This window comes from Undibacterium sp. GW821-FHT11B02, from assembly GCF_058808955.1.
Genome location: NZ_JBXASD010000022.1, coordinates 43,446 through 56,220, shown reverse-complemented (window position 1 = coordinate 56,220; position 12,775 = coordinate 43,446). Strand labels below are relative to the sequence as shown.

At 49.4% G+C, this 12,775-nt stretch carries 14 protein-coding genes; 4 read left to right on the top strand and 10 right to left on the bottom strand.

The annotated features are described in order from the left end of the window. Positions 1 to 105: 105 nt before the first annotated feature. The 3 genes from AC1RVX_RS29125 to AC1RVX_RS29115 form a co-directional block, all read right to left on the bottom strand. A complete protein-coding gene (locus tag AC1RVX_RS29125) occupies positions 106 to 993 on the bottom strand; it encodes an alpha/beta fold hydrolase (protein ID WP_493220086.1) in 888 nt (295 codons plus the stop codon). A 59-nt stretch (positions 994 to 1,052) separates the two neighbouring features. Next, on the bottom strand, positions 1,053 to 1,886 hold the full coding sequence (locus AC1RVX_RS29120) for a hypothetical protein (protein ID WP_493220085.1): 834 nt from the start codon (positions 1,884 to 1,886) through the stop codon (positions 1,053 to 1,055). Positions 1,887 to 1,951: 65 nt separating this feature from the next. Further along, on the bottom strand, positions 1,952 to 3,187 hold the full coding sequence (locus AC1RVX_RS29115; RefSeq protein ID WP_493220084.1) for an MFS transporter: 1,236 nt from the start codon (positions 3,185 to 3,187) through the stop codon (positions 1,952 to 1,954). A gap of 103 nt (positions 3,188 to 3,290) precedes the next feature. Between AC1RVX_RS29115 and AC1RVX_RS29110 the strand changes: the two genes are divergently transcribed. Further along, the gene (locus AC1RVX_RS29110) at positions 3,291 to 4,193 is read left to right on the top strand and encodes a LysR substrate-binding domain-containing protein (protein ID WP_493220083.1); all 903 of its coding nucleotides are present in this window, start codon (positions 3,291 to 3,293) and stop codon (positions 4,191 to 4,193) included. Positions 4,194 to 4,264: 71 nt separating this feature from the next. Here the strand turns inward: AC1RVX_RS29110 and AC1RVX_RS29105 are convergent, their stop codons facing one another. Next, entirely contained in the window at positions 4,265 to 4,918 is a 654-nt protein-coding gene (locus AC1RVX_RS29105) for an SOS response-associated peptidase (RefSeq protein WP_493220082.1), read from the bottom strand. Between the two features lie 282 nt (positions 4,919 to 5,200). Here AC1RVX_RS29105 and AC1RVX_RS29100 point away from each other — a divergent pair, with 282 nt between their 5' ends. After that, the gene (locus tag AC1RVX_RS29100) at positions 5,201 to 5,623 is read left to right on the top strand and encodes an Ig-like domain-containing protein (protein WP_493220081.1); all 423 of its coding nucleotides are present in this window, start codon (positions 5,201 to 5,203) and stop codon (positions 5,621 to 5,623) included. An 82-nt stretch (positions 5,624 to 5,705) separates the two neighbouring features. Here the strand turns inward: AC1RVX_RS29100 and AC1RVX_RS29095 are convergent, their stop codons facing one another. The 3 genes from AC1RVX_RS29095 to AC1RVX_RS29085 are packed head-to-tail and all read right to left on the bottom strand — an operon-like array spanning position 5,706 to position 7,057. Beyond that, complete coding sequence (locus tag AC1RVX_RS29095; protein ID WP_493220080.1) at positions 5,706 to 6,284, bottom strand: DUF4865 family protein; 579 nt, start codon at positions 6,282 to 6,284, stop codon at positions 5,706 to 5,708. Between the two features lie 11 nt (positions 6,285 to 6,295). Beyond that, positions 6,296 to 6,700, bottom strand: a complete 405-nt coding sequence (locus tag AC1RVX_RS29090) for a tautomerase family protein (protein WP_493220079.1) — start codon at positions 6,698 to 6,700, stop codon at positions 6,296 to 6,298. A 3-nt stretch (positions 6,701 to 6,703) separates the two neighbouring features. Next, on the bottom strand, positions 6,704 to 7,057 hold the full coding sequence (locus AC1RVX_RS29085; protein ID WP_493220078.1) for a carboxymuconolactone decarboxylase family protein: 354 nt from the start codon (positions 7,055 to 7,057) through the stop codon (positions 6,704 to 6,706). A gap of 104 nt (positions 7,058 to 7,161) precedes the next feature. Here AC1RVX_RS29085 and AC1RVX_RS29080 point away from each other — a divergent pair, with 104 nt between their 5' ends. Beyond that, the gene (locus AC1RVX_RS29080; RefSeq protein WP_493220077.1) at positions 7,162 to 8,028 is read left to right on the top strand and encodes a LysR substrate-binding domain-containing protein; all 867 of its coding nucleotides are present in this window, start codon (positions 7,162 to 7,164) and stop codon (positions 8,026 to 8,028) included. 85 nt (positions 8,029 to 8,113) lie between these two features. Here AC1RVX_RS29080 and AC1RVX_RS29075 read toward each other — a convergent pair whose 3' ends face one another. Beyond that, positions 8,114 to 9,121 carry an alginate O-acetyltransferase AlgX-related protein gene (locus AC1RVX_RS29075; protein WP_493220076.1) on the bottom strand — a complete coding sequence of 336 codons (1,008 nt, stop codon included), beginning with the start codon at positions 9,119 to 9,121 and terminating at the stop codon, positions 8,114 to 8,116. Then, entirely contained in the window at positions 9,121 to 10,524 is a 1,404-nt protein-coding gene (locus tag AC1RVX_RS29070; protein WP_493220075.1) for an MBOAT family O-acyltransferase, read from the bottom strand. The genes AC1RVX_RS29075 and AC1RVX_RS29070 overlap by 1 nt, the downstream gene beginning before the upstream one ends. A 434-nt stretch (positions 10,525 to 10,958) precedes the next feature. Between AC1RVX_RS29070 and AC1RVX_RS29065 the strand changes: the two genes are divergently transcribed. After that, on the top strand, positions 10,959 to 11,432 hold the full coding sequence (locus AC1RVX_RS29065; protein WP_493220074.1) for a YbaK/prolyl-tRNA synthetase associated domain-containing protein: 474 nt from the start codon (positions 10,959 to 10,961) through the stop codon (positions 11,430 to 11,432). A gap of 39 nt (positions 11,433 to 11,471) precedes the next feature. Here the strand turns inward: AC1RVX_RS29065 and AC1RVX_RS29060 are convergent, their stop codons facing one another. Then, complete coding sequence (locus AC1RVX_RS29060) at positions 11,472 to 12,614, bottom strand: acetyltransferase domain-containing protein (protein WP_493220073.1); 1,143 nt, start codon at positions 12,612 to 12,614, stop codon at positions 11,472 to 11,474. Positions 12,615 to 12,775: the final 161 nt, after the last annotated feature.

Genomic DNA, 12,775 nt, shown 5'->3' with positions numbered 1-12,775 from the left:
GACAGAAATACATGCTTACACAAGCTGCACTGTCACGTGGCAACATTCACATCACCCGACTTAGCTTCCTGGTGAGCAAGATACGCTGGTCGTACAGCCTCAGGTTCAATTGAGGAAGCCCTTGACTTCAGCCTGAAACTGCTCAGGCTGATCCCACATGATGAAGTGAGCACTGGCCGGTATACGCTTGAGTGTGACATCTTTCATACTTGCATAGGCTCCTTTGTAAAACATGTCTATCTGTGCCTCAGTAAGTGGCACTCCATTGGGCAGTACATACAAGACCTTGGTAGGCACAAGGATGTTTTTCAGTTCTGGCGTCAGGTCAGTGATGATCAGTTCGTGATAAGAACGGGCAGATACGTCAGGGTCACTCTTTTGCGCATCTTCCAGTGCAGCGGGACGCATGGCAAGCGTGTTGATCATGCTGTTGATGGTGACCTCTGTTTTTTTTGCACGCGCTGTCGGTTCTGCATCGCGCATTTTTTGCAGCATATCATCCGCCACGGGTTTAATGCTTTCTGCTGTCGTACCTGGTGGCCCAAACACCACCCCCATGAAGGGGAACATATCCACCACCATCAACTTGCTGATGGCCTGAGGATGCCGCGCGGCCACCATCATGCCGATGGAACCACCCATGGAATGCCCGATAAGAACAGGTTTTTGCAAACCCTGCTGCTGGATATAACGGGCAATTTCTTCCGCTACTGGTGCAGCTACAGCACCTTCGGTATTGCCGCCCTTTGCCTGACCAGCAAAGCCAGATACTTGTACCAGGTGATAGCGATAACCAGGCACCGCCTTGATCAGTTCAGCCCAGACACGCGGCGAAGAACTCAGGCCAGGCACCAATATCACATCCCTGCCCTCGCCTTCTATTTTGACGCTGATGCGGTCCGAACTAAAACCGGCTGCTGAAGCAAGCAAAGGAGTAAGGGCAACGCAACCAACCGCAACAGCGGTAGCCAGCAAATGACGTCGAGTAAACATGGGAGCAATTCCACAAAGAAAAAACTAGTGTAGCATAAATTACAACAAACACATCCGGACTACACGCAAGAAACTTTCACGTTTTCAAACCTGGTACGTAAACGCACCGTTTGTAGTTCATCCAAATCTATCCCATCAAGCCAGATGTTTTTCAATGAAGGAAATTTTTCCAGTTTTGGAATTAACTCAGCACCATTGAATGTGGGCACATCTTCAAAATTGCCAAGTGACAAATATTCCAGATGTGGCAAGCGGGTCAGCATGTCCAGATCATCAATAGTGATTTGCGTCGCCCATAAATCAAGTACCTTCAATTGACTCATATTGGACAAATATGCGAGACCTGCACCTGTAATCTTGGTAGCCCCAATATGCAATGTATGTATTTGTTTGCTGATGCTGATTGCTTCAGCCATGGAATCATCGAACGCAGTCTGTTCTATATCCAGCGCAGACAAAAAGGGATGCTCCAGCATCTTGGCAATAACATGAGACGATAAAGTCGCACCTTGTATTCCAACTTCTTGCAGGGAAGCACAATTGAGAACTTCTAAGGCATCTTCTTCAGACAAATAGTGGTTAGCGCGAAAAACCTCAAGACTTGATGCATCTGCGAAATGCTCCAATTTCCCTGGAGCTTTGATTGCCAATATGTCGAGTACTCGCAAGCCAGGAATGCGGATCACATAATGCATGGCTCGACGAGTGACATCACACCAAAGCCACAGCCGCTCTACAGATTGCAGTGTATTGAGAGGGTGCGCCAATTCAACCGTCAGCGTAGGTAATTGTGTGATTTTGAGTTCTCTTATCGGCCCTCTGGCACGCAATCCGCGGATATCGGCAGGCTTGATCTTGCCACTCAATTCAATGTCAGTATCGCTCTTGATCACTTGCTTTTACTTTCTGTTATGCCATCATGCCAGTGCAAGACATGTTAGCACAACAGAAAACCAAGTCACACCGCAGCCACCGGCAATACCGTACGCAAGCGCAGTGTAATCATCAACCCGACACTAAGCAACGCACCCAGCAACATGACAACACCTTGCCAACCGTGTGATGCCCAAACGACGCCAGTGTATGAGCCTATCAGACTGGAACCCAGGTAATAGAAACACAGGTATAAGGCCGATGCGACAGCCTTATGTGCCTGGGCGCGCCGGGCGACCCAACTGCTGGCGACGGAATGTGATGCAAAAAAACCGAAAGTGAATAAAGCTACGCCGGGAACCATGATGAATAATGAATTGGACAAGGTCAGCAGCAAGCCACTCAACATCACCAGCAAGACCAGCCACAGCACACTGCGGCGGCCTATGCGGTCTACCAGGCGGCCTACCCAGACCGAGCTGCCCATACCCAGCACATACATCAGGGCGATGGTCCCGGCGGTACTTTGGCTAAAGCCAAACGGTGCCCCCTGCAGGCGATAGCCGATATAGTTATACATACTGACAAAGCAACCAGTCAGCATGAACGCCAGGCAAAACAGCATGCACAAACCGCCATCAGACAGATGCATGCGCAAGCCCTTATTGATTGTGCCCCAGACATCTTCAGCAGGCTTGAAGTTACGTGCCAGCGGCAGACTGCGCCAAAATTCCCACGCGGCATAAATGCCTGCCACACCCATTGCGGCCATCGCAGTACGCCAGGAAAAATAATCGCTGAGTATTGCCGTCAACAAGCGTCCCACCATACCGCCCATGGCACTGCCGGCAATATACAAACCAACGGCCAGGCCCATGGATGTAGCTTCTATTTCTTCCCCCAGATAAGCCACTGCTACCGCAGGCATGCCACCCAGGGCGAAACCCAACAAGGCACGCAAAACCAGTAATTGAGAAAAATCCTCTGTCAGCGAGCATAAGACCGTGGCAATCGCAGCCAGCACCAGTGCCGTCACCATCATTGGCTTGCGGCCTATGCGTTCACTGATGGCGCTGCTGACGAGTAAAGAGAATGCCAGTGACAACGTGGATATGGACAAGGCCCAGCTACTTTGCGCTGGTGTCAGGTGGAACTGCTTAGCCAGCAAGGGCATCAACGGTTGCATGCTGTACAACAATGAAAAAGTGGAAAAACCACCAAACACCATGGCGCGATTGATGCGCGTGAATGCGGGCGTACCCGCTGCAATGCGCTTGATCTGGCTAATCTGATGAATAGTACTGCTACTTGTAGCCGTCATGTTGTTACACCTGAACTATCTGGGAGATCTCATCTTATATTTGCGCTTTTATAGTGTCCAATATATATTTAAGTAATTAGTAATACTTTTTTTAGATAACAACATGGAATTGCGCCACCTCCGGTATTTCATCGCTGTCGCGGAAGAATTGCATTTCACCCGTGCAGCAGAACGTCTGCACATAGGTCAACCACCATTAAGCCATGCCATACAAATGCTGGAAGCTGATGTCGGCGCGCAGTTGTTTGAACGCAGCAAGCGCTGGGTGCGCCTGACGGAAGCGGGCAAGCTGTTTCTGCAGGATGCACGGCATATACTGGCCCTGTCCGAACAAGCAAGTGAAACCGCGCGCCGTGCACAACGCGGGGAGGCTGGAGAGCTGCGCATAGGCTTTACTTTCTCCACCCCTTTCACACCCTTGTTTGCTGCCGTTATTAATGGCTACCGGCAGCAATATCCTGATGTAACACTGACTCTGCGTGAAATGGCGACGAATAAACAGCTGGAAGCAATTAACCAACGTGGCCTGGATGTCGGTTTCATACGCCCGCCCGAAGGCGGCGAACTGGCACGCGGTGTTTCTTCACCACTGCGCTTCAAGCCTCTGCGTGAAGACCCGCTGGTAGTGGTATTGCCAACCACGCATACGCTGGCGAAAAAGAAAAAAGTCCCGATGAAAGACCTGGCGCAACTGCCCTTCATCATGTATCCCCCCAGCGCTGGCACTGGCATTTACCCACACATTTTGCGCCTTTGCCACGCGGCTGGTTTTGCCCCCAGGGTAACCCAAGAAGCCAATGACGCATCCACTATCATTGGCCTGGTCGCTGCCGGTTGTGGCATATCCATACTACCCGGCTCGTTTTACACCATCCACTTCGACGGCATCTGTTACCGACCCGTCGCCGATACTGGGGCAACCACATCACTGCTATTGGCACAACGCAAGGATGAGGTGTCACCGCTGGTGGATGCGTTTGTCAGGCTGGCGGCGGAATTGGCCTAATGTGTGGTATAGCTTTAAAGAAGTGACACCGTGATGTTTGACAGATATCACGTCAAAATCTGCTGATGTGCTCAATCAAACAAATCCATCGTTGTTGGCACAATGATTGTTGGTTTTTTCGGCTTGATGGCTTTCACCACTTTTTCTTTCGGTACGACTTCGGTGTACATATGTTCAGCCGGATAAGGGCGTAAAAATGCGCGGGCGAATTCGGGGTCGCGGCATGACAACCAATCATCAAAATCTTCCGGTGGCACGATGACCAGAGAACGTTTTTCTTCACCTGGTTTGTGGAAGCGGTTCATCAGCGGATGGTCGTCCGCATTGATGGTGATCTGGGTAAAGGAATAACTGACACTCCCATCCGGTTCTGGCCATTCCTTGAACAAGCCAGCCACGGCAAAATCTGTCGTATCTTTCAGCCCTATACGCCAACGTTCTGCCACACCATTTTCGTAATTGGGTTCATAAAAATGCTGCATGGGGACCAGGCATAATCTCCCGGTCTGCCATGAAGGTGCATAGCTACGTAATGCACCCAGGGTTTCTGCACGCGCATTCATGGTAGAGAAACGTTTCACACCAGGTGCTATCTTTGATTTGGGTATCATGCTGTATTGACCCAGCAATGCCTGCCGCTGCCCTTTGGCGTCGTGCATGATGAAAGGCGCATCATAGTCTTGCCAGGTTTCGCCTTCCCATTCGGCCAGCGGATTAGCGCTCACGTCAAAGTAACCAAGTCCTGTTTTTGTAGAGGGAGTGAAATTGATACACATACCAACAATCTTTCATGACGTTTTGCCTGAGCTTGCTCTGCACTCTGACGCCAGCACAGATGTTCTGCGGAAAAAGCCCTTATCTTATACCAGACTGGAAAAATCCACTGCTATCTCAAGTGCCGCCTTGACAAATCAGCCGTTCTGGCAAAATATGCACAATAAAACTTATGTGCGATACTTGCAGACACTGCTTTCCCCTGGGGACTGCCATTACCAGAAAGACGATAGATGATTTTTTACGACATGCCGCAAGATGCAAGTGCCCATGCATCCCCACCCGCCATCATTGCCAAAGCCACAGATAAAAAAGATGTTGCCAAGACCCTGACCATAGGGGGTTTTATTGCGGTGGACGCCAAACAGAAATTTGTGACCTGGGATGTGGCCAAAGTAGCCTGTGATGAATTGCGTTCTGCTGGCTGGTTTCGTGAACCTGCCTACAAAAAGAAAGCCCCTGATTGCCAGGTAAAACTGGTGGAGAAAAAACCGGGGCACGGCAAGCTGGAACAGCTTGCCGGAGGCAGTTATCAATATACACCGGCCAAGGGATTTTTCGGGGTAGACGAAGTGCAGTTCATCGTCGATGCGGAAGGAAAGAAGGTCCGCCTGATGTGGTCTACTTCAGTACTGAAAAGTGAACCAAAAAAATAACTGGCTTTTGAAAACTTACCATGCCCGGTGGGGAGATTCCGGGCCGGAAAAAAGCCCCTCCCCCTTGCCATATCATCTCCAGTTATCGGCCCGGTGCCGACACATGCCCAACGTCATAGCATTGTACTTCTGCGGGCAAACCCACTGCCTGTGCTGCGTTGACGTCAGACCATAAAGTGAAGCGTACCAGCGCCCATTCATCAGGATCAAAAGCCACCAGTACAGCCAGCACGCCATCTTGCTGAATGGTGTTTTTTGCGTGAGTAGTTTCATTCTCCCGCAACATACCCAGGGCACTATAAGGCGCGATGGGTATAACCTGACGCGTCGCAAATCTGGCGCTGCGGATTTCGTCATCCACATGGCTATGCCATACAGACCAGTGTTTGACAGCCGGCCAGCCAAAGGCTTGCGAGACTGCCGCGAAGCCGTCACCGCAGAGGAAATCGTTCATGCCTTCACTGCTATCCCACAGATAAAACGGGGCGTATACGTTGTGCGTGGATGGTGTGCTTGCTCCCTGCTTACTGGCATGCAGGTAGGCTTTAAAAACCAGACCAGGGAAATTGTCCAGCATATGACCCTTGCTGGCGATACGCTGACGGACGATATCCATGTTGTAATCCGCTGGCAGGACAAAGTTGTATTGCATGGCGATCATATGCAAGTTCCTCAAGTTCTGGAGGTGAATGCGGGCACACCGTCATACATCACGCCCCCGCCAAACGACCAATCCTCTGCTGCACTGGTACTGATGATGACCATGACATCTTGCTGCTGCAGGCCCGGCGACTGTGCCAGCAGACTGACCAGACGCTGGTAAAATGCCCGCCTGACGGCTGTGCTGCGGACACGCGCAACGTTAATCTGGATCAGCACAAAATCATCCGATCTGGGGCCACCCAGATAATGGCGGTCAAATATCAATTCATTCGCTTCATGCTGATGAATGATCTGGAAACGGTCAGTGGGTGGCACTTCAAACGCGTCAACCAGGGCTTGATGCAAGCCATCGGACAGGGCTTGCAGATACGCAGGCGATTTTCCTTTTAACAAAGACAGGCGGCTCATGGGCATGATTTAATCCTTCGTGGCAAGTGAGACAGATAAGACAGATTGAGCAGGGGACAACTGGCGTAGCGCAGTGACGGCAGATGCTGCACATGGCCAGCCTGCATAAAATGCAAGGTGAGTGATTACTTCCGCCAGTTCTGCATGGGTCACACCATTGTCTATGGCACGACCAAGATGAAAAGGTAATTGCTCACTACGGTTCAAGGCGATCAAGCTGGCGACAGTGATCAGACTGCGTTCACGACTGGGCAAACCCGGCCTTTGCCAGACATCATCAAACAAGACCTGGTCGGTCAGCTCAGCCAGTTTGGGAGCGATGTCGCCCATCAATTCACGGGCGATAGTACTTGCTGCTTGCATGCTGGACTCCTGGAGAGTGATTGACAACGTCACGATACCGGACTATCTTCATCCTGAAAATCAGATAATTTCAAACCAATAGTTCAGAAAAACAGGATGATTGTATGAGCAAGATCACTTTTGACCTGGATGTCATGCGCACCTTCGTGACTGGTATAGAGCTGGGCAGCTTTGCCAAGGCGGCAGAAAGACTGGGGCGGTCAACATCTGCCGTCAGCGCACAACTCAAGAAATTGGAAGACCAGGTCGGCAGTCCCATCTTGCGCAAAGCCGGGCGTGGCATGCTGCCTACTGCGGCTGGCGAAACCTTGCTGGCTTACGGACGCCGCTTGCTGGAACTGAATGACGAAGCTGCTGCTGCTGTGCGAGGGGTCGAACTGGAAGGCTGGATCAGGCTGGGCATGCCGGAAGACTTTGGTGAGCGCATACTCACCGAGGTATTAGGCCGCTTTGCCCGTGCCCACCCCAAGGTCAGAATAGAAGCCAAAATCGCCCGTAATGTCACACTGCTGGACCTCATTATCAGTGGCCAGCTGGACCTGGCGCTGACGTGGGATGGTGGCATCACCACCCCGTATAGTGAGCACTTGCGTAGTTATCCCATGCATTGGATAGGCGCTGCAGATGTGCAACTTCAACCAATAAATACGGCTGACGATCCTTTGCCCCTGGTCGCTTTTGAAGCACCCTGCCTGATGCGCAGCTGCGCGACGGCGGCACTGGATCACGCCCACATTCCCTGGCGTCTGGCCTTCAGCAGTCCCAGTCTCAGCGGCATCTGGGCCGCTGTCGCGGCTGGTTTGGGAATCACAGTACGTACAGAAATCGGCCTGCCAGCCAAGCTGCGCATCATCGACAACCCGGCACTACCTGAATTGCCGATGCTGGGCCTGACCTTACATCGTATGGAAGCAGAACCAGACGCGGCAATACAAAGATTGCGGGAGATTATTGTGGAGGCGCTGGCATGAATTATTTTGAGTTAACACTGATAAACAAGAAGCAGGAGCCCAATTGCATGTATCGCCCCTTCAGTTTTTGCGACGCTCAACAAGACTAAAGTTTCTCCTGAATCTTCTTTGCCAGAAGTTGGTATCCCTGATGACTGAGATGCGTATCACCGGGACTGTACAAGTCCGTTACCAAGCTGGCCTGTTGTTCAAAATAAGGCAATAGCCTGACCTGGTTTATCCCTGCGGCATCCATGTCGGCAAAGATGTCCGGGTAATCAATCCTGTCTTCAGCATCGCGCATGAACTGTTTATACACAGTCGATTTATCCGGAACAACGACCATTAAAAATTTCCATCCCCGTTGCAACACGGTATCCTGCAACAATTTCAAGTTGGCAATGCTCGATGAAATAGCAGTTTTGTTCCAGTTCCTTTTACGCTCATCATTGCGAAAATACAGCAAGCGATCAGGTTTCTGGTTCGAGAATAACTTCCTTGTGTTAAGTGGAACGTTAGCCACATCTTTGCTGGCAATCCGCCCGTGGACCTGGTTCATTTCCCAGGAATTTTTTGCCACCCGGAGTAAAAAACCAACATCCTTGATCAAGGCAAACGATGCATCGTGTCCAGCGACGACATCCGATGAAATTTCTACGGCCTTCGGTACTTCATCAGCACATTCAACCTGGCGAAAGCGTTCGACGAAATCACGTTCAACCACCTGAATAATAACTGTCTTCACTGTCGGAAATGCTTGCTGCACATTCCAGCGTATCCAGTTTTTTGGGCAAACAACATTCTTGTAATGAAAAGTCAACGTCCTGAATTGCGTATCGTCCGGTAAGAACGATTGCCAGCTATTGGCTTGTGAAAAAGAATCTCCCAATACTAAAATGGCGGGATCAACGATGCCTTTTCCATTTCCCCGGCGATAAATGACTGGTTGCTGTGAATGCTCGCCAAAATCTTTTTGCGCCCAAAAACCTATCCTGGACAAATCATCGACTGGGAATTCAAAGTACCAGGACAGGGACAAAAGCACAAACGAAAATAAGCATATTGGAGCCAGAAAGGCGACCAGGTATTGTCTTGTTTTCAGATCAGATTCCATCAGAATTGGTAATACAGAAAAGTGCTTACTTTATAAAAGTTACTCAGCGACAGACAAAAAACACAACCAAGAAACAGCCCTACAAGAGGATGGGGAAGCCATCGAATATTCCATCTCTTTCCTGTATTGCAAGGCAAGTCATGCTGATCAGAATAAGAAAATATTTCTTGCGTATTGGGCGCACACCAGATCAGGATGCAACCGAAAGCCAGAAAAGAAAAATATGGTACATCCCAAAACAGCATGGATATGCTGGGCGTGACAATAAAGGAATTACCTTCGCCAATACAGCCTTTTAACAGAACCAGCGCAGCAGACAGATTGTCGGCCCGGAAGAATATCCAGGCAAATATCACACAGATAAAGGTCAGCCCACAACTCAATACACGTGAAGTCAAGGGCGAGAAAATGTTAGCAGACACATATTTCGCTACGACGGAGCGCCAAAGATGGTTCACCATCAGGAATATCCCGTGCAAACCGCCCCACACTAAAAAAGTCCAGTTTGCGCCATGCCATAGTCCACCCAGCAACATGGTGATACCCAGATTAAGATAACGTCGCCCTGATCCTTTACGGTTACCGCCCAATGGAATATACAAGTATTGCTGCAAGAATTGCGACAAAGTTATATGCCACCGCCGCCAGAAATCAATGATGCTTTCTGCCTTATAGGGTGATGCGAAATTCACCGGAAGGCGCACGCCAAATAGCAGCGACAAGCCGACCGCCATATCTGAATAGCCAGAAAAGTCAAAATACAATTGCAAGGTATAAGACAAAACACCAATCCAGCTGGTTTGCAGTCCCAGCACATCGCCATCTTTGGCTGACTGAAATACTGCATCAGCATAAGCAGAAAAATTATCTGCCAGTAAAACTTTCTTGGCCAAACCAACAGTAAAAATGCTGAGACCCAACACGACATTATTCCACTTCAGGCGTCCAGTCTCAGGATCCAACAACTGTGGCATCACTTGCGCATGATGAATGATGGGGCCGGCAATCAGATGAGGGAAATAGCTCACAAACAGCAGGTAATGAATAAAATCGACCTCTTGTGCTTTGCCTCTGTAGACATCCACCAGAAAAGCAATCTGGGTGAACGTGAAAAATGAAATACCCAGTGGCAGCGCAATATCGGGTACAGGCACGTCTATGCCTGAAACTACATTAATTGTCTGCAAAAAGAATTTTGCATATTTAAAAACACCTATGTTCGCCAGGTTTAAGCCAATAGCAAATATCAAAAGAAATTTGGCCGTGCGCTGATTTTTTATCCCCATCAGAAAACGGGCGAATCCATAATTCAAGATGATAGAGGCCAGCAACAGCAGGACCAGCTGCGGCGTCAGCCAACCGTAAAATATCAGGGAGGCAATGGCGAGGAAAAAAATCGCCATTGAGTGGGACTTTTTAGCAGCAAGAAAAAAACCACCCAAGACACAGGGCAAATAAACAAAAATGAATTCGTAAGAGTTAAAAAGCATAGTTACTTTTTAAAAGTGCAAAAATAATTCAACATGCTGGCGCGATCATCAATTTTTTTTGCTAAAACGTAGAGCGATACCGAAATCACATCCGCTTTGCAAAGAAATACATTTTACCGTCTAACATCACTCCATAGAAGCATGAACAATGTTTCGGTATCAAAATTCCCGTAACATACCTGAATTCATTTTATCCACACAGGTGATTTTGATAAAACGGCACGAGACGTACACGTATTGCACAAACTTGGCTATCATGTTCAGCATTAATTTGACATGACAGAGTAACGCCAGCAGTTTGAATTTACACCCGTCTTTTAAGAATCAACTATTTTTTGAGGACCACGATGTTCGAACAATTGAAAGCACTGTTGCAAACCCACAATGCTCGCTTCCGTGTGGTGGAACATCCTGCTGAAGGACAGTCTGAAAAAGTAGCGGCTATCCGTGGCACGGAAGTTGGCCAGGGTGCAAAAGCCATGCTATGCCAGAGCAAGGAGCAGCCCAGCAATTTGATATTGGCAATCTTACCCGGTGACCAAAAGATAGATTTCAAAAAACTAGCCGCAGCCGTACAAGTGAAAAAGACCAGCTTTGCAGCACCAGAAGCAGCGATGCAAAAAACTGGCTGCGTGATCGGCGCGATACCGCCATTTGTGTTTTCTGAAGACATACAGTTGGTATTGGACCCGTCACTGGTGGCACGCTATACAGAAATTGCCTTCAATGCCGGTCGTCTGGATACGTCCATTATTTTGAACACAGATGACTATTTGCGCATAGCCAAACCGATGTTGTGTGATATTTGTGCTACCGTCTGACGCGGCATCCCACAGCCAATCAACTTTGGCAGACAAGCCTCATTGTGCGGATGCTGCATGTATGCCTGGACCGGTCTTCTGACGATTCCTGTTCCACCAACTAGTCAGTACCCACATTATTACCAGCACCAACATCCAGGCTGCATAACAGACCAGCAAAGACGGTTCATAATCAGGAATAACTACGCCTTTGCTGCGAAAATCAATCTGCTGTCCATAGCGCACCTGCATATATACCCAGCCCAGTGCATGGATCAGGGCAATATGTACAAGGTAGAAAAACATGGGTGACTTGCCAAACAACATCAGCACTGACCAGGGGCGTTGTACGTAACGTTCCAGCAGCGCCAGTGCACCCAGCCCTATGCTCAGGGTAATGCAAAGATACAGCAATGAAGGTGGGTATTTATGCACCTTCACAAAGGACATCAGGTCAAAAAAGAAGTTTTTTCCCTGCACACTCCAAGGGTCAGGGTCACCGTAAAAATTGCCGCTACGTAAAATGATAAAACTTATCAGCAAGACCGCCGCTGCGGCAAACAGGAATTGCTGTCTGCGCCTTGCATCCCACAACATGACCGGGCCGATGGCATAACCACCAGCCATCAAGCCTATCCAGGGCATCAGAGGGTAGGCAAAATAAATACCGACATCCCCCCACAGGTGGTAATACCCACCCTGATGCCAGGCCATAAAGAGCACACTGCTGTCCTTGCCATGCAAGACATCCAGCAGGTTATGCGGAAGGATCAGCGCCAAAGCACAGGCAATCAAGGCCCAGCGTGGCAGCCAGATCAGCCCGGCCAATACTATCATGGCGACACCAATGGCCCAGATCACTTGCAGAACGAATGTATTAAAACCGAATTGCCAGCTAAAGCTGACCCAGGTCCATTCCAGCAATACCAGTAGGGCACCACGGCTTAACAGGTAACGTGACATGTCTTTCTTGTCCCTGTGCTGGCTGCGCAAAAACGCCGACATACCAGCCAGCATGACAAAAATCGGGGCGCACAAATGCGTGATCCAGCGCGTCCAGAACCATCCCGGTGAACCGAGTTGCAGGTTCAGGGGGTCGAAAGCCGTGGGTGCAAAAAAATCGCGGGTATGATCCAGTGCCATCAGCACAATCACCAAACCACGCAATAAATCGATTGCCTGCAAGCGAGATTGCTTATTCATGAGAGATTTCCCGTTTACTGAATGCAGAGTTATGCTTTTTGGTGCAGAGATTCTACCGATGTATGACTCCAGACTGCAAAGAATTTCCAGTTCTGCCATGCCAAATCAGGCCGTATTGTTCCTTTTATGCATATCCTCGCTACAGCAAGAAAGATTGCCGA